At 46.5% G+C, this 22,094-nt stretch carries 18 protein-coding genes; 1 reads left to right on the top strand and 17 read right to left on the bottom strand.

Annotated features, from left to right (window positions below; genetic code table 11):
• The first annotated feature begins 123 nt into the window (after window positions 1–123).
• Window positions 124–1,050 (top strand): DUF368 domain-containing protein, encoded by a 927-nt coding sequence (locus ABNK31_RS06690; protein WP_418894902.1) that lies wholly within the window; start codon window positions 124–126, stop codon window positions 1,048–1,050.
• Between the two features lie 97 nt (window positions 1,051–1,147).
• Here ABNK31_RS06690 and ABNK31_RS06685 read toward each other — a convergent pair whose 3' ends face one another.
• The 17 genes from ABNK31_RS06685 to ABNK31_RS06605 all read right to left on the bottom strand — a co-directional run bounded on the left by ABNK31_RS06685 (window position 1,148) and on the right by ABNK31_RS06605 (window position 21,996).
• On the bottom strand, window positions 1,148–2,137 hold the full coding sequence (locus ABNK31_RS06685; protein WP_418894901.1) for a glycoside hydrolase family 43 protein: 990 nt from the start codon (window positions 2,135–2,137) through the stop codon (window positions 1,148–1,150).
• Between the two features lie 452 nt (window positions 2,138–2,589).
• The gene (locus tag ABNK31_RS06680) at window positions 2,590–3,324 is read right to left on the bottom strand and encodes a class I SAM-dependent methyltransferase (protein WP_418894900.1); all 735 of its coding nucleotides are present in this window, start codon (window positions 3,322–3,324) and stop codon (window positions 2,590–2,592) included.
• Window positions 3,325–3,574: 250 nt separating this feature from the next.
• Window positions 3,575–5,170 carry a ribosomal protection-like ABC-F family protein gene (gene abc-f, locus ABNK31_RS06675; RefSeq protein ID WP_418894899.1) on the bottom strand — a complete coding sequence of 532 codons (1,596 nt, stop codon included), beginning with the start codon at window positions 5,168–5,170 and terminating at the stop codon, window positions 3,575–3,577.
• 164 nt (window positions 5,171–5,334) lie between these two features.
• The gene (locus tag ABNK31_RS06670; RefSeq protein WP_418894898.1) at window positions 5,335–6,642 is read right to left on the bottom strand and encodes a sensor histidine kinase; all 1,308 of its coding nucleotides are present in this window, start codon (window positions 6,640–6,642) and stop codon (window positions 5,335–5,337) included.
• A 1-nt stretch (window position 6,643) separates the two neighbouring features.
• Complete coding sequence (locus ABNK31_RS06665; RefSeq protein WP_418894897.1) at window positions 6,644–7,999, bottom strand: sigma-54-dependent transcriptional regulator; 1,356 nt, start codon at window positions 7,997–7,999, stop codon at window positions 6,644–6,646.
• Window positions 7,996–8,163 (bottom strand): hypothetical protein, encoded by a 168-nt coding sequence (locus ABNK31_RS06660; protein WP_418894896.1) that lies wholly within the window; start codon window positions 8,161–8,163, stop codon window positions 7,996–7,998. The genes ABNK31_RS06665 and ABNK31_RS06660 overlap by 4 nt, the downstream gene beginning before the upstream one ends.
• A gap of 106 nt (window positions 8,164–8,269) precedes the next feature.
• Window positions 8,270–9,745: a TolC family protein gene (locus tag ABNK31_RS06655; protein WP_418894895.1), complete on the bottom strand. Its 1,476-nt coding sequence runs from the start codon at window positions 9,743–9,745 to the stop codon at window positions 8,270–8,272.
• Window positions 9,746–9,869: 124 nt separating this feature from the next.
• The gene (locus ABNK31_RS06650; RefSeq protein ID WP_418894894.1) at window positions 9,870–11,120 is read right to left on the bottom strand and encodes an ABC transporter permease; all 1,251 of its coding nucleotides are present in this window, start codon (window positions 11,118–11,120) and stop codon (window positions 9,870–9,872) included.
• Window positions 11,121–11,134: 14 nt separating this feature from the next.
• The gene (locus tag ABNK31_RS06645) at window positions 11,135–12,418 is read right to left on the bottom strand and encodes an ABC transporter permease (protein WP_418894893.1); all 1,284 of its coding nucleotides are present in this window, start codon (window positions 12,416–12,418) and stop codon (window positions 11,135–11,137) included.
• 144 nt (window positions 12,419–12,562) lie between these two features.
• Window positions 12,563–13,408, bottom strand: a complete 846-nt coding sequence (locus tag ABNK31_RS06640) for a head GIN domain-containing protein (RefSeq protein ID WP_418894892.1) — start codon at window positions 13,406–13,408, stop codon at window positions 12,563–12,565.
• A 36-nt stretch (window positions 13,409–13,444) separates the two neighbouring features.
• Window positions 13,445–14,113: an ABC transporter ATP-binding protein gene (locus ABNK31_RS06635; protein WP_418895368.1), complete on the bottom strand. Its 669-nt coding sequence runs from the start codon at window positions 14,111–14,113 to the stop codon at window positions 13,445–13,447.
• 80 nt (window positions 14,114–14,193) lie between these two features.
• A complete protein-coding gene (locus ABNK31_RS06630; RefSeq protein WP_418894891.1) occupies window positions 14,194–15,429 on the bottom strand; it encodes an ABC transporter permease in 1,236 nt (411 codons plus the stop codon).
• A 3-nt stretch (window positions 15,430–15,432) separates the two neighbouring features.
• Window positions 15,433–16,668: an ABC transporter permease gene (locus tag ABNK31_RS06625; RefSeq protein WP_418894890.1), complete on the bottom strand. Its 1,236-nt coding sequence runs from the start codon at window positions 16,666–16,668 to the stop codon at window positions 15,433–15,435.
• A gap of 75 nt (window positions 16,669–16,743) precedes the next feature.
• A complete protein-coding gene (locus tag ABNK31_RS06620; protein WP_418894889.1) occupies window positions 16,744–17,946 on the bottom strand; it encodes an ABC transporter permease in 1,203 nt (400 codons plus the stop codon).
• 12 nt (window positions 17,947–17,958) lie between these two features.
• Window positions 17,959–19,272, bottom strand: a complete 1,314-nt coding sequence (locus ABNK31_RS06615) for an ABC transporter permease (RefSeq protein WP_418894888.1) — start codon at window positions 19,270–19,272, stop codon at window positions 17,959–17,961.
• An 82-nt stretch (window positions 19,273–19,354) separates the two neighbouring features.
• Complete coding sequence (locus tag ABNK31_RS06610; RefSeq protein WP_418894887.1) at window positions 19,355–20,680, bottom strand: ABC transporter permease; 1,326 nt, start codon at window positions 20,678–20,680, stop codon at window positions 19,355–19,357.
• Window positions 20,681–20,682: 2 nt separating this feature from the next.
• Window positions 20,683–21,996 carry an ABC transporter permease gene (locus ABNK31_RS06605; RefSeq protein WP_321579721.1) on the bottom strand — a complete coding sequence of 438 codons (1,314 nt, stop codon included), beginning with the start codon at window positions 21,994–21,996 and terminating at the stop codon, window positions 20,683–20,685.
• Window positions 21,997–22,094 lie beyond the last annotated feature (98 nt).

The following is a 22,094-nucleotide window of genomic DNA, read 5'->3' as shown; positions in this document are numbered from 1 at the left end:
ACATTAGACTTTCGACCGATGACCGGTGACTGAAGACCGGTGACTGTCTGAAGACTGCTAACGGATAACTGGCGGCTGATTGCTAAAAAAATCGTATCTTTGTGCCCAAAATAATACAGCTTTATGGATCAACGCCCCACAAAAACTGACGCAACCCGTTCAACGAGTGTTCCTCAACCCAATCCCGTCGCCGACTGGTTCGTACGGTTAATAAAAGGTATCATTGTCGGCATCGGCTTCATTCTTCCCGGCTTGTCGGGCGGCGTATTGGCCGTCATCCTCGGCATTTACGACCGGCTCATCCGGTTCTTATCCGACATCCGGAAAAACTTTATCGCCAATCTGCTGTATTTCCTACCCGTATTTATCGGCGCCGGCATCGGCATCGTTTTGTTTTCGATACTCGTAGAGAAAGCGTTCGGAAAATACGCAGCACAGTTCATCTGTTTGTTTATCGGCTTCGTGATAGGTACCTTCCCGTCACTTTACCGCACCGCCGGAAAGCAAGGGCGTTCGGGGAAGGACTTCCTCATCCTCATCGCCTCCACCCTGCTCATCTTCTTCTTGATGATCATCGGCGGGCAACAACTGACGGAGGTAACACCGGGCATTATCCCCTGGTTGGGATCGGGCGCACTCATCGGGCTGGGCGTGATTGTCCCCGGGATGAGCCCATCGAACTTCCTGATTTATTTCGGGCTGTATGACAAGATGGCCACGGGCATAAAAGATTTCGACTTTGCCGTTATTATCCCCCTTGTCGTTGGATTTATTATTTGCGTATTGGCCTTTGCCAAGCTGGCGGCCTATCTCTTTAAAAGATATTATCCGGGGATGTATCATTTCATACTCGGCATGGTTATCGGCTCATCACTGGCCATCTTTCCGACCATCGTGTTTCCCGCTTTCCAAACGGAGCAACTCGCTACGGCCGGTTTGAGCTTCGGCGGCGCATTGGCATTGTGCGTCATTTTTCTTATTGTAGGCGCCATTGCCTCGTATCTTTTCAGCAAAGTGGAAAACAAATATCCGAGGGAAGAGATATTTTAAATTAGTCGCCGGTCACCGGTCATCAGTCTTTTGTCGAAGGTCGAATGTCTAATTCATACCTCATAACTCATACTTCATACTTCATAAAGTCTTCCGGTCACTTTGTCTTCATTAGCGGCCGTGCATCGACGCCTTCGTTCGTCATCACCACGGGGAGGATTTTTCCGTCGTCATCAAACACCATTTTATCGATGCAGGTCATACGCGCGTTCCCGTCCTTTTCGCTTAACGGACGGCGATGATATACCATATACCACTCGTCGGTGCCCGGAATATTAATCACCGAGTTATGCCCCGCGCCGTTGGCAATGCGGCCGTCCTGTTCCAATATCGTACCGATACGCTCGAAAGGGCCGAGGGGCGAATCGGCAATGGCATACGCCACACGATAATCGGGGCCTGTCCATCCGCCTTCCGACCACATGAAATAATATTTGCCGTTACGGATAAACATCACCGAACCTTCCACATATCCGTCGGGAGTGATTTCCTTAAACACCGATCCGTCGTCGAAAGGCAGAAATCCGGAGAAATCGTCTTTCAGGCGGGTGATGTTGCAATGCCGCCATCCGCCGTAAATCATATAATATTGGCCGTCGGTATCGCGGAAAACGAACTGGTCGATGGGCTGCGCGCCGTTGTGAAACTTATCGAGCAGGGGCTTGCCTAGATAATCTTTAAAAGGGCCTTCGGGTTTGTCGGAAACGCCGATGCCGATACCGCCCGGACTCTCGTCGCTCTGAATATCATTCGCCGCGAAAAACAAGAAATACTTCCCGTCTTTATGTACGATAGCCGGCGCCCACAAGGCTTTTTCGGCCCATTTCACCCGTGAGGTATCGATAATGCGCTCGTGCTTGGCCCAGTTCACCAGGTCGGGCGATGAAAAGGCGTCCATAAACACCTGTTTTTCGTACGGCGCGGAGTAGGTGGGATAAATCCAGTAACGGCCGTCGAAAACAATGCCTTCGGGATCGGCATACCATCCGGGGAACACGGGATTACCCGCTTTTTGTGCCTGCAAAAGAACCGTCGCGCCCGTCAGACCGAAAAGGAGAAGAAATACGAATCGAACTGTTGTTTTCATTGTTGTCTTTTATGTATATATTCAGATGAGAAAGCGAAGATACTTATTTTTGGCGATATAAAAGAAGAAAAAAGCATCGGCGAAGGCCGACGCGGCGTATAAAAAAAGACTTTTATGGCCGGATGAGGCTCAGATGAACTGAAAAGCTTAATTTTTGTTTCAGATGAGCCTCGGATGGCTTTAAAAGCTTACTTATTATTAAGGATGAGCCTCGGATGAGTTCATAAGCATCCTTATTGTTAAGGACGAGCCTCCGATGAACTAAAAAAGTATCCGGATCACATTAGCTGAGGCTCAGACGACCTTAAAAATTCCCGGAGCAACTCATCCGAGCATTCGGCCGGGACAAAAAATGTCCGGATCATACCGTATTATCGCTCGGACGATAGCTAAAAGATTTTATGTATGCCTGACAAGCCAATATTTCTTGAAAAGTAGCTCATTACCTTTCATCATCCTATATTTTCTATTTTAAATATTCCGAAAAACGGACTGAACTCCTCTATTCTTTTTATTTCCATACCTATTTCCAATAATTGTTTTTCGAGTTCGCCTTTCGAATAATACCGGTAATCTTCCGGCGTGTACTTTTCCATATCATACCAGGAATACATATATCCCGTATCCGCAAGGTAAGGTTTAATATGATTATCATAAATATCGGACGGAGTGGTTACCGCTAACAAGTACCTATACACCGCATTAAATTTTTCTCTTTCCTCCCGCGGATCGAAAAACATCAACGTATCGCATAAAATAAAACTGCCGTCCGGTTGTAACAAATTCTTTACATTTGCCAAACTCTGCTGCCTTTTATTCTTTTTGACTTGATGAAATACCAGAGAACTGATTATTTTATCAACTTTCCCGGCATAACCCGGAGCTTCGAAACTTCCTTTTCTGTATTCGACATTACGGACAGACGTTTGTTGCATCGTTCTTTTTGCCGATTGAATATTTGTGTCGTTTGGCTCAATTCCAATTACTTTTTCCACAAAAGGGGCTATTCCGAGGGACACATTTCCCCATCCGCATCCCATATCGATAACCGTATCGTGAGGAGATAAATCGGAAAAAAGAATAATCCGTTTTACCAATTCATCGCTTGTCTCGAAGGTATCACGTCCATCAGGGCTTGTAAAACGACGAACATACGTTTCAAAAATCCAATCCCAATCTTTATTCATTTTTTCAGTTGCGAAATGATTCCTTATGAACCAACTGCAAATATAGCGGTTTCGCCTTTATAAAAAAATAAAAAACAGGATTACATCATCGACATGGGACGGATTATTGAACACGATGATAGAAAAAAACAACTCTACAATGATTGCGTGGAAAGTAAATAACAATGCAACTTTATGAGGATATCATTGATTGCATAAGAAATTCAAAATCCGTAAAAGAAAATATAAAAGAATTCTTGCTTTGTAAGTTTTATCTGCCCATCTCAATCGTACGGTTGATGTGAATCTGCTGCAAAAAACTTTCGTCATGTGAGACAACGATCAACGTTCCTTCATACTCATTGAGCGCGGCAGTCAATATTTCGATACTTTGAATATCCAAGTTGTTCGTCGGCTCATCCAAAATGATTATATCCGGCGCTTGGCTCTGAATATGTAAACAACAGATCATCAAACGCATTTTTTCGCCGCCGCTTAAAACGACACAGGCTTTTTTCCAATCTTCCATGGTAAATAAAAACCGGTTGAGACGAGTTTTTATCTCGTGTTCCTGCAACATCGAGGCGTTGAATCGTTGCGCTTGTTCATATACGTTCAGTCGGTTATCGAGCAACGAATACTCTTGGTCGATATAAACCGACTGATTCGCGGCCCGGTAAACCGTCCCGACTGACGGTTCCAACTTCCCTGTAATCAATTGGATTAAGGTGGTTTTTCCGGAACCGTTCCGGCCTTTCATCGCAATACGTTCGCCGCTGACGATTTGAAAATTCAAGTTTTCGTTCCACAAAGATTGTTCGTTTTCGTAGTTGAAATTGATATTTTCGGCAATGACCAAATTTTTGCCCTTGTGTAGTTTCGAGTTGTCAAAACCGAACTTTATTTGGTTGGTTTCCGAAAGAGACGACCGTAATCCGTGGAGTGCTTGCCTGACGTTTTCGATTTTATCTGCGTGAATATCTGCAATTTTAGCGGTACTCTTTTCGGCACTGTTTTTCCACGTATTGGCCACGATTTTGGGAAGACCTCCTTTGCCGGCATTTTTCTTTGCACGAACATCCAGTTTTTGCTGTCGTTCGATGGTTTCCCATTCTTTTTCTTTCGCTTTTTTCAAAGCCTTTTCCTTGCTGTGGATATCCTGATTCAAAGCATTCATCTCAATTTGCTTTTGTGCCTTGTAGAAATCGTAATTGCCGCCATAAACTTTTATTCCGTTAGGATTCATTTCGCACACCGTGTCCAAATGGTTCAACAATTTCCGGTCGTGGCTGACGATTAGTAAAGTGCTTTTTGTCGATTGAATAAAATCGTACAAAAGCTGTCTGCCCGACGTGTCCAAATGATTGGTCGGTTCGTCTAATAAAATCAATTCGGGTTGATGAACCACAATTCCTGCTAAAAACACTTTCGTTTTCTCTCCCCCGCTCAATGTGTCCATTTTTTTAGTCAGAGTCGATTCGTTCAGGTGCCAATAGCTAAGCGCCTCCTTGCAACGTTCCTCTATCGTCCAATCGTCCCGGAGAGCGTCGAAGTAGCGTTGACTCGCATTGCCGCTCAAGATTGCATTCAAAGCGTTCAGTTTTTCTTCGATGCCCAAAGCCTGCGCAACGCTCAAATGATTGAATTGCCCGAAAATTTGGGGAACATAGTAAGGGTGATTATCCGTGGTAACTTGTCCGTCGGAAGGTTGTAATTCTTTCGCAATAATTTTCAGCAAGGTAGATTTGCCCACACCGTTATTTCCTATCAGAGCGGTCTTTTGGTAAAGATTTACCACAAGGTTCAAACCTTGAAACAGTACATCTTTGTCGGGAAGTATAAAGGAGATATTTTGTAATCGTAACATAACTTCTTTCGTTAAAGGATAAAACAATTGCCTACCGCCGCTTTGCAGCACATAGTCCTGATTTGCCTGAAAGAAATTATTAATTACATTTCGATAAGTGTTATTTTATGGCGCAAAGATATATATTTACGGCGATTTTCACAAATTCCGCCTTACGAGTAGGGTCACTGTTTGTTAAATTGAATCACAAAGCGCGTCCATCCGTCGGGATACGTGCGCAGCGAATAGTGGCAGTCGTGCTGCGACAACACTTCCCGTATAAACAACAACCCGATGCCTTGCCCTGCCGGTTTGGTCGAGAAAAACGGATTGAAGAGTTTCTTTTCGACCTGCTTGCTGATGCCCTTTCCATTGTCGGCTATTTCGAGTACCGAAGGATGAGCCGACGTGGTGATGACAATCTCGCCATCGGCGCCGATGCTCTCGACCGAGTTCTTAATGATATTCAACACGACCTGTTCGAACAACGCAGCGTCGATCTGCACGGGCAACCGCTCATCGTGTGCATGAAACGACAGGCGGATATTCCGGTTGATGCACAGCACTTCCATAAAACGAATCATGGCACGGATCATATCGTTGAGGTTCACCGGCGAAAGTTCCGCTTTGGGGATCTTCACCACATCGGCAAAATTGGTAATGAAGCGGCTCATGGTAAAGCATCGTTCGATACATACCTGCATGACCTGACGCATATCGTCGGTGTCCGAAATGCCTTCCAGTTCCTTTTCCACCGTGTCGAGCGTGGAGGTGATACCCGCGGTGGTGTTATTGACTTCATGCGAAATCATACGGATGACTTTCTCGTACGCTTTTTTCTCGGCGCGGCGCAACTCGTCCGTCAGGCTTTCAATGAGATAAAATGGGCGCGGAAATCCCCGGTCGATAAACGAATCGAGCGAACATTTATAGATCGTGCCGTCGTATAGGCCGATAGTACGCGTTTCATGCATCGGTATCTCCGACAGGTCGAGCAGCACCTGCTCCCTGATTTCGGCGAGAGCGCGCCCTTTTACCGCTTTTTCCGACAGGATGCCCATTATTTTGGCGGCGGACGGATTGAGGCTCGCAATGCGATTATCATAATCCATCACCACTACCCCCATCGGCGAGGCATGGATCAACAAATCGAGAAACTCGTTCTGCTCCCGCAACTTCAGCCGCTCGTCCTTCAACTGTTCCATCATCTTATTGAAGATATCCACTACCCGGTCGGCTTCGTACTGCCCCACCTTCCGCAGGCGCGAACTGAAATCCTGTTCCCGCAGCAAATCCATCCCGTTACTTATATTTTGCAAGGGGCGTACGGCTTTCCGGTAAAAAAACGCCAAATAGATGAGTACGATAATGATGAGCGCCTCTACCACAATCGCTTTCCACGACACCTCCTGTTGCAAGCTTTCGTAAAAAGTGAAGGCGAAAACGCCCAGCAGTAACATAATCAAGATAAGGAAGTAACCTCGCAACTTCATATCATATTCCGTATTTTTCCATCCGCCGGTAAAGCGCCGCCCGGCTTATGCCCAATGCTTTCGCGACTTTAGACAGATTGCCGTTGTACAGGTCGATATGTTGACGGATGGATTGTTCTTCCATATCTTCGAGCGTGAGGCCGGTAGGAACCGGATTACGTCCCGTCACGCGCTCGCCGTTTTCGATTTGCGCAGCGATATCGTGTTCGTCGATAAGGCTCTTTCCGCTGACCAAAATGGTACGGTCGACAAGGTTTTTCAACTCACGGATATTTCCCGGATAGGGTTGTTTTTCGAGCAATCCGTATGCTCCAGGCGTGAAATTGACCTTCGGCAAGCGGTTTTGTTGCGTGAGTTTATCGGCAAAAAAAGCGCTCAACAGCGCAATATCTTCTTTCCTCTCCCGTAATGCAGGGAGATGTATCTGTATCAGATTGATGCGGTAATATAAGTCTTCGCGGAAAGTTTTTTCGCGAACCATCTGCGGCAAAACGGCGTTGGTAGCGCTCACGACCCTCACATCGACCTTCCTCGGACGGCTGTCGCCGAGGACTTCGAACGTTTGATCCTGCAACACGCGCAACAGTTTCACCTGACAGGTCAGATCGAGCTCGCCGATCTCATCCAAGAAGATGGTTCCTTTGTCGGCCAACTCGAAGCGTCCCGTGCGGTCGGCAAGCGCATCGGTAAAAGCCCCTTTTTTATGCCCGAACATTTCACTCTCGAAAAGGCTTTGCGACACCCCGCCCAGATTGACTTTCACGAAACGGTTGCCCCGCCGGCCACTGTTACGGTGAATGGCTTCGGCAATCAATTCCTTACCGGTTCCGCTCTCACCGGTGATGAGTACCGACGCATTCGTGTCGGCAATACGGGCAACGGTCGACAACACCTTCACCAATGCATCGGAGTGGCCGATAATCGCCGAAAAGTCGTACCGGTCATCGAGTTCTTTGCGTGTCGAGGGCGCTTCCTCAGCACTTTTACCTTTACTCAGTTCCAATGCCGTCGCCACCGATTTCAGCAGTTGACGGTTGTCCCACGGCTTAGTGATAAAATCGAACGCACCGGCCTGCATGCCTTTCACCGCCAGCGCAATCGAACCCCAACCGGTGATAAGAATGACCGGCGCATCGGGACACAGCACACGCATCCTCTGCAAAAGCTCCAAACCCTCCTCGCCTTTGGTCGTCAACGAAAAGTTCATATCCATCAGCATCAGTTCGGGAACGGTATGGCGCACGAATGTCAGCGCTTCTTCGGGTGAAGAAACGGTCTCCGCTTCATATCCCGCGCGCTTCAACAGAAAAGAAAGCGAGGAACGCACGCCCGCATCGTCGTCAATGATAAGAATCATTCCAATTTTGATTTTAAGTCCTGTATATCCATACCGTAATGTGCACTCCGTTTATCCGGTCCCTTTTCATAAATCTCTTCTAAAGTATAGGTTTTTTCCAACAGCAGACGCTCTTCAATCGTTTCTTTAACCTGCTCTAAACAAGACCGTTCAAACATACTCATTATTTTACTCAATGGATTAAGCAAAAATACGCAATATTTTAAGACGAACCATCGTAATACTTCGTAAATGTATTTCGAAATCATTTATATAGCTTTTCTTTCCTTTTTACTCCCTGACCAACCGTTCGAACTCCGCATCGAGATTCGTGCCATTTATAAAATCGTATAGGGCGACACTGCGGATCTGATACAGGTAATACCAGTAAAGATGCATCTCCGAAATATATTTGGCTCGGGCATTGTCCTTCGATACCTGCGCGTCGTTCAAGTCGAGCGTGTTGATCTTGCCGATCATAAACGATTCGACCGAAGTGGCATACCGCTTCTGCGCAATCTCATCCGCCTCCCGTGCGATGCGCAACTGCCGGGCCTGATTGTTGTAATGTTCGACCAATAAAAAGATATCCTGATTGAAATCCATCTGCTCCTGCTTCAACCGAGAAGACACGACCTCGCGGTTCGATTCCGCGACCTTCACCTGTCCTTTGCGTTTCCCCCAATCGAGAATGGGAATTTTCACACCGACCTGCACAATCTGATAATCCATCAGGTTACGGTAAGACGAACCGAATTGCCGGTCCTGCCCGGTATAACCCAAGGAAGCATAGAGGCTGATTTCACGCTGCTCCCCTTTAGCTTGCGCCACTTCATAATCCGCTTCCAGTTGCCGGCGACGGATGTTGCGCGCAAAAGGATTATTCTCCTGCGCTTTCGACAAGACGCCGGTATATCCGATTTCAGGATAATCGGCTATCTCGGGAATGGCGGAATTGATACTGTCGTTTTCGCTTAGGCCCAAAAACGATCGAAGCTGAAACATCGCCGCATTCAGGTTCGATTGTTCACTGGTCAGGTTCGATGAGGCTTTAAGGGCGGCGAGTTTCAACTGTAGCAATTCGTTTTCCGATATCTGCCCCATCTTGCGGCGCGCCTGCGCAATTTCGTAAATACGGTCGGCATTCTCTTTATTCTGATGGGCGATGTGCAGGTTTTCTTTCGCCAGCAGCAACTCGAAATAATACGTAATGGTTTTTAGCGTCACCTTCTCTACATCTTCCAAATAAGAAGCCTGCGCTTCCCGGTAACGCACCGGTTCGATACGGCGTTTCCATTTCAAATTATTCACGCCGAAAACAGGCTGCGTTAACGTCACACCGACCGGTATGCTCATATAATAACGGCTCGCTCCCGGCATATTCAAGGGACTTACGAATTGCAGCGACGAATTCATCGAGAGCTTTCCGCCTGTCAGCCAAATATTCTGATCGACGGATATCTCACCGCTCATTTGCAACGAATTATCACGGATATATTTATACGTACCGTCTTCCGACTGATACAAGCTGTAGCTGCGCCGGTAATCAGGCAGCGTGCCTTTGAAATTCACCTCCGGAAGCAGATCAGCCCGGTAGGTGCGAAATTCCCAGTACGATGTTTTCAACTCATTGAGGGCGACAGCCGCATCGACCGATTGCCGTCGTGCCGTTTCAATGGCTTCGGAGAGCGTCAGCGTTTGTTGCGCCGACACCCCGAAACCGATTGAGATTAAAAAAAGTAGCGTTATAAAAAGAATTTTGTTCATTGTTTTAGCTATCAACATTCATCCATTAGTCATCTGTAATTAGTAATTAGTCATTTGTAATTTGTAATTTGTCATTTGTCATTCGTAATTCGTAATTTGTAATTCGTAATTTGTAATTAACATTTTACTCTTCTCTCAACGCCACGGCAGGCGGCACGTGTACAGCCTTATGGGCAGGGAACCAAATGCCGAGCAGAATCATCGCCGCCAACAATAGAAAAGTAACGACAAAACCGATCGCATATCGCCACATATTGAACTCCCAATAATAATGCAGGATTTCCATCTTGCCGAGAAACGCGAAGAGCGCCATCACCGGCACAATCGCCAATGTCAGCAACAGCAATCCTTCGGCATAATACAGTCGAAGCGCACCTTTCGATGTTTCGCCGACGGCGATGCGCACGCCGATTTCTCCCCTCCGGTATTGCGTGCGAAACCAAAACGTGCCGGTAATCCCCAAAAAGATATTGACCAATAAGAAAAGGATGATAAAGAAACGGATTTGCAAATCGTTGATATTATCCTTCTGAAACGCTTTTTTATTGGCGGGGATAGACTGTATCTCGCTCAGATAATAGTTTCCGAGGCGTAACTGCTGCGTCATATCCTGCCGGAAGCGCAGGATAAAATCGTGATCTTCCTCCGGTTTTACCCGTACGCAAAACTCTAAAATCGATATATATCCATCTGAGAAAGCACCGAGGGATTCGTCATTTATCGCATCCGCATAATAAGAACTCCAACTTGAGAAATTATCATAACGAATGACGGTAGAGACGGCCCCTACACGATACATCTGAGCCGAATCGCTTTGTTCGAAAGAGACGAATTGTCCGACGGCTGACTCGCTGTTTTTAAACAATTTCTTTTCTACATCGGGAGAAATAACCAGTTCGTTCCGCTCCAAAGCCCGTACGAGTTCATCGATACTTCCATTCTTCGACTGATACCTGAACACTCGAAAAAAATCGGGTGTCACTTTCCGATGCAATACGCCCTGTATTGTTAATGTATCGTGATATATATTTTGTGAACGATTACCCCCGTTATGGGGACTTGACACAAACGAAATACTGGCCGCTTCCACCATCGGATTATGCTGCATACGCTCTAACGCCGTATGCAAATACCCCACCCGCGCATCTTCAGGAATATCTTTTATATATTCAGGACTGCTTTCATTCAGCAACCCCAAGCGCATGATGTACGTATGTTCGGTATCGAAACCCAACGGTTCGAAATAATTCGTCAACGACACATACATATAATCGACCATATACCATAAGAACAGGCCAACCAACAGCAATTCAATCCACACGCCGATATTGTGCTTCCGTTCATTCCAAATCACTTTAAATAAATGTCTAATCATTTTTTTTATAGGTTTTATTTTGATAAAATGGATTCGACAATGGGTTTACGGGATGTGCGCCATGCAGGAATCATCGCCGAAAGCAAATTCAATACTACGCAAAAGAGAAAGGCGTACAAAAAGATCACCGGATTGAGCAAGGATACCGGGTTTAACGAGACTTCTCCCAGTTGATACGCCATATCACTGTTCCCATAAATCATACCTTTGAAGAGATAGGCGGCCAAATAGGAAAGCAATAATCCGATCACTCCCCCCAACAATGTTTGCAACAGGCTTTCCCATAAGATTTGTGAAAGGAGATTGCCGCGTGTAGCACCGAAAGCGCGGCGGACGCCCAGTTCCGACAATCGTTTCTGCATCCGAGAGCCCATCATTCCCGACAGATTAATGGCAGGGACAATCAACAGTAAAAGCAACACAATGAGATATTGCCTGACGACGCTCTTCATATCGGGTTCTTCATTCGCCCATTTACGGTGGATATAGACAAAATGCGTATCGGGTTGATTGCGATAAAACGCTTCATAATCGGTAAGCGACGCATTGAATTTTTGCCGCAACCGTTCGGCTTCCTGCTTAATGCCCGGAAAATCCGCCTTCGACTGCGCTAATATAAAAACACGGCAAGCCCCGGTTATCCCATTGGTCTCTTCTATCTGTACTTCAGAAGTAATGGGCATCCACACCTGTGAGTAAGCTGCCGTCGCCAAGGTCGAAACATCTTTCACCACTCCACAGATGATATATTCGGTGTAATTAAAGAGAATCGGCTTGCCGGTAACCGAAGTCGTGCCGAAAATCTCGCGCGCGACCTTTTCGGTAATCACCGTCTTACGCAGGCCTGCATCCACATCGGCCTTCGTATAAGGTTTCCCATCGATGAAAGAGAAGTCGAAGACTTTCCAGAAAGCCTCATCGGTAAGCATCTTGTCGAAACTGACGGCTGTTTTCCCGGCCGGCAATGAGGCCAACAACGGTTGAGCATACGCCGATACAATGGTTACGGCTTCGGGTGTTTGAAGGGCTTTAAAACACTCTTTGGCCATCACATACCCCATAGGGCCGTTAGAAGAGCCTGTGTTTTTACCTCCTTTTTCCCGGCTGCTCACCCATTTCACATAGAGCATCCGGTCGCGGTTGGTTTCAGGGGGATACGGCGCATTCTTCACCTCATACGACATGACGATGACCATAATCATGCAAATGGCCAATGCCGTCCCGATAACGGATATCGCGCTCAGCACCGGATTTTCCTTCAATAAGCGCCATGCTTGTTTAAAATAATGTTTGATCATATTTTGCTGTCGAAAGTCGAAAGTCGAATGTTGCCGGTCACCAGTCACCAGTCACCAGTCACCGGTCGTCTGTCTTTCGACTTTCGACCTTCGACCTTCGACTTCATTTGCTAATCTGCTAATTTGCTAATTTGTAATCCCCGATCAGTCTTCCTTTTCAATCGAACTGGAACGGTCTTTGTCTTTCTCGATGCTTTTGGGATTGCCCTTATAGGACACATCGCTCGCTCCGAAAGCGGAGACTTTAAGCGAACCGGTCACATAAAGTTCCACATCTGCAGCACCGCTCACAGTTGCATCGCAACGGGTTGCCCGCAATCCGAAAGCCGAGACATCACAGCCGCCCGCAGCATCAATCGACAAATAATCCGTGCGCCCCGCCAGGTCAATGTCGCAACCGCCGCTGGCATCCACCACGCATTCTTTTGCTGCGATATTTTTCAAATCCACATCGCTGCCGCCGCTCACATCCAAATCAATCTTTTGCACGGAAGTAAAATACACGGAAACATCTACTCCTCCGCTAAAGTCACCCTCGAAATGACGGCAATCGAGCCTCAAGTCCTCCAGATCGCAACCGCCGCTGAGTTCCAACTCGAACACATCCGCTTTAAAAGGCGTTTGAAACCGAATGTCGCAACCGCCGGAGGCATCGATTTTTGTCAGGCGAGGAACGGTAATGTTTACCCGGCGGATAATATTCCGCGTGCCGAAATTAAAATGATTCCGCGTATTCCTTTCGTTATAGATATGCAATACCCCGTTGCGCACTTCGGTGACGGCATGATCGATAAGATCCTCGTTAGCCTCTACCGAAACGGAACAGGTATTTCCCTGCCGGATGATCACGTCCCATCCGCCGGAAGCATCGATGGAAGAAAAGTTACCCACACGCCGGTTTTGATGAACGATTTTACTGTTTTGAGCGTACGACAACGCAGGAGCCATGATTGCAATAAGTATGGCGATGATAATCTGTTTTGTTTTCATATTCATTATTCACTGTTAGTTGTTAATTGTTAATTATCAAGATACTTGCCGTCCGTCGAAGAAGCGGATGGTGCGGGATGTTTGGGCCGCCTTGCTTTCATCATGCGTTACCATGACAATCGTACGGCCGTCTTCGCGATTGAGTTGATGAAGCAAGTCCATCACTTCGGCCCCCATCTTCGAATCGAGGTTTCCCGTCGGCTCATCAGCAAGGATGATAAAAGGATTTCCGATCACCGCACGGGCGATCGCTACGCGTTGGCACTGCCCGCCCGACAATTGCGACGGGAAATGGCGCATGCGATGCGATAATCCGACTTTTTTCAGGACCGCTTCGGCCAACCGGCGACGTTCGGAAGCCGACACGCCTTTACGGTACAGCAAAGGCAGTTCCACATTATCCAATACATTGAGCGAATTAATCAGATGAAAACTCTGGAAGACAAAGCCCAGCTTTTCATTCCGGAAGCGGGCGAGTTCGGTATCCTTCATCTGCGCGGTTTCTTTACCGTCGATAATGACGCTACCGGAAGTGGGAGCGTCAAGCAATCCCATCACATTCAGGAGGGTCGATTTGCCGCATCCCGAAGGCCCCATGACCGCGAGAAATTCGCCTTTCTTCACTTCGAGGTTGACATTTTCCAATGCCACCGTTTCGATCTCTTCCGTACGATAAATCTTATCGACTTGATTCAGTACAATCATCTTTTCCATTATCATTGTTTTTATGTTGTTAAAGTTGTTTTATTATCCTCATTCATAACTCATCATTCATAATTCATAATTCATTCCTCCCTCAGCGCCTCCACCGGATGAATTTTCGAGGCCCGGCGCGCGGGAAAATATATTCCGGCAAGGACAATCAGGCAAAGGCTCAAGAAGCAAAGCGCCGTTACTATTGCAAATCGCTTCAGGGTAAACGGCATAAAGTAAGTCGATAAAACATCGAACCGTCCTAAAGCGGCGCCGATTATCATAGCGGGAACCATTGCCAGTATCAGCAAAACGATTCCTTCCGAAAAAAGAATATGCCGTATGTCTTTACAGGTAGATCCCACGGCTTTGCGGAGTCCTATTTCATTTGTCCGCCGCGATGTTCGGAACCAGAACACGCCGATTACTGCTAAAAAGGCGTTCAACACCAAAAAGAGCAATATATATATCCTGTTTTTTACCTGTTCTACGGTATGTTCCAGAAAAGAAGTCCGCATGTCGCCAATAGGTTGAATATCCACAAGATAAAAATTCTGTACATTCAGTCCGTTCATCATCTCCTTGCGGAAAGCATCCTCATCGGCATCCGGTTTCAACCGGACGGACATTTCAATAACTTCCCAATTATTCTCGGCCATTTCGACCACACCTTTATCACTCATTATGTAGAAAAAAGCGGGAAGGGGCGTCATGAATTCCGCCTGCGGCATCGTTCCGGAGACTGCACAAATATTTCGCATGCTTTCTTCCTCTCCCCATCTTATTTGCTTGCCTACTGCAGAAAGCCCTTCAAAAAGATCCTTTTCCACATCGGCCGTCAGTACAAGTTGTTCCGGTAATAAATCTTCAAGGAGAAAAGGCGATCCGTTTTTCGCACGGATACGGAATACGTCGAAGAACTCCCGATCGACCATATAACAACGGAGATGGCGGGAAAGGGTGTCGCGATGAAGTACCGTATAAGAATCGTGCGTAATGTACGGCTGAGCGACTAAAGAGACGGATGCGTTTTCGACTGCAGGATGAAGCCGCAACCTGTTCGCAATTTCCAGGATATCTTCTCCTTTGGTTTGGGTCAATCGCTCTTCCGGGATGTAGCCTTTGCTGTCTTTCTCCCGTTGGGTGATGATCACATTGTACGTATCCTTGATATCCCTGTTGAGGGGGACGTGATACGAAGCATTCATGATGAACAGATAGTCCGTTACATACCATAATGCAATGGCGACGATACATAACTCCGTAAGCAAAAACGCATTCTTCTTACGCTCGTTCCAACAGATTTTCATTACATGCCTTATCATCATTTTTCAACTCCTTTTCAAATCATTCACAATAGGGGACGAAGAGGCGTTCCATGCCGGAATCACCGCTGAAACGGTATTCAACACCAGACAAAAGAAAAGCGCAATCAAAAAGACGACCGGCGACAGGAGCGGACCGATAAATATATCGCGATACAACAGATACAGTAAAAGGTAGGAAAAAGCGAATCCCGCCGCTCCCCCGATGAGTGTATACAAGAAATTATCCATGAATACCTGTGCTATCAATACGCTTCTTCTCGCCCCGAAGGCCTTGCGTATACCGATTTCGCTCTTTCTTTCATCCATTCTCGAAAGCGCCAGTCCCGACAAGTTTACGGCCGGTACAATTAACAGCAAGAGGATCGCGATAATCCCCTGGCGTTTTATTCTTTTCATATCGCCGCCTTCCGCTTTGAGGTTTTCCGTGTCGCCAAAGCGAGTAGTCGGCTGTTCGTACAATTCCAGATCATACTCAGGCAACTGCCGGTTATATGTCTCCTCTCTTTTTTTCACTTCTTTTCTGATGGCGGAAAAATCCGACGGACGCCGGGCAAGAAGTTTCACTAAATAAGATCCGGAAATATTGTCGGCCCAGGGATACTCCCTGATATAGGTGGATGTGTAGGGTATCCAGACATCGGCATGGGAAGAATCCGCAAATTTCGACACGTCTTTCACAACCCCTACAACCGTATACGGCACGTAGCCCAGATAAACCTGACGCCCTGACACATCGATAGTCCCGAATAGTTTGCGGGCTGTCGTACGGCTAATGACGACTTTCTTCAATCCAGAGTTCACATCGGCCTCAGTGTATCCTTTTCCGTTCAGGAAAGAAAAATCGAAGACATGCCAGAAAGCGGCATCCGCAGGCAGCACCTTACATTTGAATTTTTCCGTTTCATCCATCGTTGCAATCAGTTTTAACAAAGGACGCGTAGTAATGGTTACCGCTTCTGTGGTTTCCAAACCGGCAAAGCACTGCTTAGCAGTTTGAAGCGACAGCGACGAGTTACCACTGATTTCCCCGTTTTCTTTATACCGGTATCCCGCCCACTTCACATACAACATACGGTCACGTTTTGTTTCCGGCGGATAATTCTCCACTTTCGCCCGATAAGTCATTACCATAATCATTATTAAACAAATGGCAAGTGCAGTACCCGAAATGGTTATCGCAGACAATACTTTGTTTTCCTTTATGGAATACGTTGCTTGTTTGAAATATTGTTTAATCATATTTTAATCATTAGCTGCAACACAGCCATCCAATTTGTCATTCGTCATTCGTCATTCGTAATTTGTCATTTGTAATTACCCATTGTCTCTCAGCGCCTCGACGGGATGCACTTTGGAAGCCTTGTTGGCGGGAATCCACGCGCTCAAAGCAACGATTACAGCGAGCAAAAGATACGTTAGCCCGTTGGTAATGATGAACCGGAGCCATTTATTAGCCGTGATATAACCGCTGTCAGAAAACTGTTCGCCCAAGGTTTTGATCACGCCGGCTTCGAGCAGGGTAAAGTTGACACACACCGCCGGGACGGCTGCCAAGGTGAGTAAAAGCACCGCTTCGGCAATGTATTGCTTTTGAATCGTCGAACGGGAACTTCCCAATGCCATACGCAACCCGATTTCCCCATGCTTGGCGGCATTGCGAAACCAGAAAGTACCGATAATACCCAATGCCACATTCAACAGGAAAAAGATCATCAAGCCGGTACGCAATCGTATTTCATTGGTGACACCCAACATAAAATCCAAATTCCGCCCCACATTCTTATAACTGACAATGGAACCGCTGACCTCTTTTTTGAATTGCTCAAAGGAGAAATTCGGCGCCACCCGGATGGCAATTTCAGGCTTGGCTATCGTTGTGTCGTTTTCGTAATAGAAAACCGAATGATGAGGTTGTGCATGATCATATTGCTTTTGCGGTTGCACCACATCCGTTACCACATACTCTGATTTGCCATTCATAAAAACACGTTTTCCCATCGGTGAGGCTCCTTTGAAGAGAGCCTCTGCCAGATTTTGTGTCAGAACAACAGAACGGGAATTCGATCGATCCAAACGTCCCAACGCCGAAGGGTTTACGACAGAATGCACTTTAAATACTTCGAAATAATTATTGGAACCTATCGCTTTCATCTGTCCATAATAAGTTTGGGAATTTCCCGTCGAATCAACACTGATGGAAATGCCATTATACGTATCACTATAAGGCATAACACCCGAAAACCGATCGGTGAGGAAAGCGCTTTCCACTCCGGGATATAAACGGACACGGTCGTAAAATTGCCGGAATGCCTCTTTATTTTTATCCGTCAGGCTTTTGTAAGAAATACGGTATGTATCCGCCACATCGTAGCCATTGGGTAACATCCGGTTATGAATCAATACGAATTGGTAATCGACAATATACCATGCAAGGGCAAACACGACCAGTAATTCGGCAAAGATCCACAAATTACGCCGCCGTTGCGTCCAAATCAATTTCAGAATATGTTGTATCATTGACATCATTCGTTATATTTTTTCATCAAGAGAATCGATAATCGTGCGCCGGCTGAAGCGGTAGGCCGGAACAAGCGCCGACAGTACGTTCATTACCAGTACGGCTATAAATGCCCACAAGAAAACTTCTATGTTGAACAGCATGGCGGGGGTAATACCGACTGACGAGCTGATTAATGCGGAAGGATTGCTTAATGTATAAAACAAGAAGGAAGATGCCAGCCATTCTTTCGCCGCAAAAACCAATGCATACGAAACAATAAGCCCGACCACCCCTCCGATAAAAGAAAGCAACAAATTCTCCGTAAGTACTTGCTGAATGAGTACCGAACGTGGCGCTCCGAAAGCTTTACGGATGCCCAGTTCGCCCGTTCTTTTCTCCATGCGGCTACTGTTCAACCCCGAAAGATTCAAAGCGGGAACCATCAAAAAGATAATCAGCAACAAAGCGAACATCGCTTTTATTTGAGGCATATCCAAAGCCCTGTTTCCTTTCCGGAACGAATGCGTAAACGTATCATCCGGCTGCCCCATCAAATCCATTTTCCATGTCAGATTCGCTTCATACCGGCCAATATGGCTCTCTATTTCTTTCTTTATCCGATTAAAATCTTTAGAAGAATGCGCCAGTATATATACCTTGTAAAAACCTAAAAGGCCTTCCTTAAAAACCCGCTCCTCCCAATTCGGATTCACGGTATAAGGCAACCAAACCAAAGAAAAAGTATTCGGAAGAATATACGAAACATCCTTTACGACACCGCCGACCATGAATTCTTCGGAATCGAGGAGAAATCGCTTATTGAGTGCCGGCTCCGTACCGAAAAGCTGCCGCGCAAACGACTCGGCAATCACCGCCGTGCGAATGCCCGATTGAAACTCTCCGGTAGAAAAGGGATGTCCCTCGACAAAAGAAAACCTGAAGATATCCCAATAAGCCGCATCGACATATTTTACAACGGTAGGAATATTCTCTGTTTGTCCCGGTAACGAAACAGAAGCCTCTTCGCCATATTCTTGCAATTCAGCCGATACACGTTCGGCAGACTTCAAGGGATAAAACACGTTTTTCACCGTTTGATACGAAAGCGAAGCAGCTGCCATACCCGTCTGTGTGGAATCTTTCGGCCTTATTTCTACGGTAGCGACATACATCATCCGGCTCCGATGAACCTCTGGGGCAATATTTCCCTCTTTCATATATAAGTACACCGATACAATCATGATCATGGTTATCGCCAATGCGGTTCCCGAAATATAAATCGTACTGAACAGTTTATTATCTTTCAGCAACTGCCACGCTTGTTTGAAATAGTGTCGAATCATATTTTAATCATTAGCTGCAACACAGCCCTCCAATTTGTCATTTGTAATTCGTCATTCGTAATTCGTCATTCGTCATTTGTAATTATCCATTCTCTCTCAGCGCCTCGACGGGATGTATCCTCGAGACCCGCCGTGCGGGAATCCAAGCGCTCAAAGCCACGATAACCGAGAGAAAAACATACGTCATCGCATTCGTAATCAGAAAGCGCAACGAAGCATTCTGTGTAATATACGGCGAACCTTTTACCGTTTCATAATCCATGATTATATCCATATCCAGTTTCAACACATCGGCCCGTGCAATCGCATAATCGATAACGATAGCCGGAATAACGGCGATTGAAAACAAAAGAAGAGCTTCTGTCATAAACTGCCATTGCAAGGTGGCGTGCGTACTGCCCATTGCCATTCGTAACCCGATTTCACCGCGCCGTGTTTCATTGCGGAACCAGAAGGTACCGATAATCCCCAGCGCTATATTCAACAAAAAGAAAATCATCAGCCCCGCCCGGGTACGCATTTCATTGGTTACGCCAAAGCTGTAATCGATCTCCTGTTTTAAGGATTTGAAGGATTGAATATCCTTCAAATAGAAATTACCGATGCGCAAAGGCCGGGTCATCTCCTTTCTGAAATTCCTTATAAACGTATCTTCCGGCACACCGGGTTTGACGCGGATGCACACTCCGAAATTCATCAGGTTCTCCTCCGAAATAAGAGGTGACGCTCCGAACACGGCGCCGTGGGGTAACGTATAATCGAATCGTTTCTGATCATTCAGTACATCGGCTACCACGTAGTCCTTTGGGCCTTCGCCGATATCGACCTTGACAACCTTGCCGATAACAGATGCCGTCCCGAAAAGCTCCCGTTCGACCATCCGGGTGATAAAGACGGAATTATTCCGGCGTAGGTCGATCCCTGCCGGACGTTCCCATGAATGATCTTTCGCGGAGGTATACCGGAATAGCCGAAAATACTCGCCCGACAGTACATTTTTTGTTTCTGCAAAAGCCACGGTGGAATCACTGCGATCGGGAATTTCAACCGCCGTGCTGTTATATCCTCCCGAATACGGCAACGATCCCCAATCCATATAAGTCAAGGCGGCTTCTTCCACATTTTCGTATGCTTTTATTTTGCGTACAAACAATTGCAGGTTTTCCATCGCCATCGTCGAATCGTCCTCCGTGGGATTATACCGGGAAGTTCCCTTACCAAATACATCGTAAGTAACCCGATAAGTATCTTTCACGTCAAATCCCTGCGAAATACTTTTATTGTGAAGTATTACAAAAGCATAATCCGCTAACACCCATACCAGCACGAACACCAGCATCAGTTCAATGAAAATCCATGTATTGTATTTCCGTTGCGCCCAAATCTGTTTGAAAATATGATACAGCATAATCAGTTGTATTTAATGTGAAGCGAATCGGTAATACTTTTTCGCAGGGAGCGGTAAACGGGAATCAACGCCGAAAGTATATTCATGACGAGGCATGCCAATAAAACGGCAAGGAATATCTTCCCGTTGAAGAGCATGGATATGGAAAAATCGACCGAGGCCCCTTCGGGAAGCGTGTCCGTAAATTGCTTTCCCAAATCAAGTATCCATTCTTTTGTAAAGAAAACAATCAGATAAGAGACCAGCAAGCCGACGAATCCCCCTAAGCCGGTCAGCAGCAGATTTTCGATAAGCACTTGGTGAACAAGCCGCGATCGCGACGCGCCGAACGCTTTGCGCACGCCCATTTCGCTAAGCCGACGCTCCATGCGTGTGCTGTTCATTCCCGATAGATTAAGCGCGGGAACCACCAGCAACAAAAACATAATCAATATGTTCCGGATATTTATTTTCTTCATCTCCGGTCCCTTATTCGACCAATAGCGGTGCGCGTCCACTTTTCGCGTATCGGGTTGCCCCATTAAATCGGTTTTCCAATCCGCCGCCGAAGCATTGAACCGGCGCACCTTATCGTTTACTTCCCTGCGGATAGATCCGAAATCCGACGCGGAACGCGCCAACAGGAATACTTTGCCCACATCGCCGATCATTCCGGCCCTTTCTGAATTTTCCTTATCATAATTCTCGATACATGTATAAGGCATCCATATTTGAGCATACGTGTCTTCCATTACATACGATACGTCTTTTACCACGCCAACAATGCGATAAGGCTTAAAACGGTACTCCAGCGATTGACCCGCGGCCTTGTCCGATCCAAACAGTTTCTTCGACAGCGACTCGGTGATGACCGCAACCGCCAATCCCGATTGGAAATCGGCATCGGAAAACGGTTTACCCGACAGAAACCGGAAAGGGAAGATTTTCCAGTAATTCGTATCCACTTGGCGGCTTTTTATCTTGATCAGGTTATCGTTATTCGGCAGCGAGGCGAAGTCGGTTCCCGAAAACATGACGGATACTCTTTCAGGCGTCTTTAGCGACAGGAAAAACAGTTCCGCCGCTTTATAAGACAAACTGCCGGAATTTGTATATTTAAACCGTGCCGTATCTACAGGAGCGACGGAAATGGATTTGGCATACAACATCCGTTCGCGATTCATTTCGGGATAGATGTTTGCCGTTTTCACGTAATCCAATATCGCCATGACCATCACCATGGAAATACCCAACGCCGTCCCGGCGATATAAATGCCGCTGAAAAGCTTGTTCTGCTTTATCAACTGCCATGCCTGTTTGAAATATTGTTGAATCATATTTTTACTGTCGAAAGTTTAATGTCACCGGTCATCCGTCTTTAAACGTTAGACCTTTGACTTCATTTGCTAATTCGTAATTTGTAATTTGTAATTTG

The organism is Limibacterium fermenti (assembly GCF_041902845.1).
GTDB lineage: Bacteria > Bacteroidota > Bacteroidia > Bacteroidales > Dysgonomonadaceae > Limibacterium > Limibacterium fermenti.
Note: the sequence above shows the minus strand (reverse complement) of the source record. Positions and strands in the feature narration are given on the sequence as shown.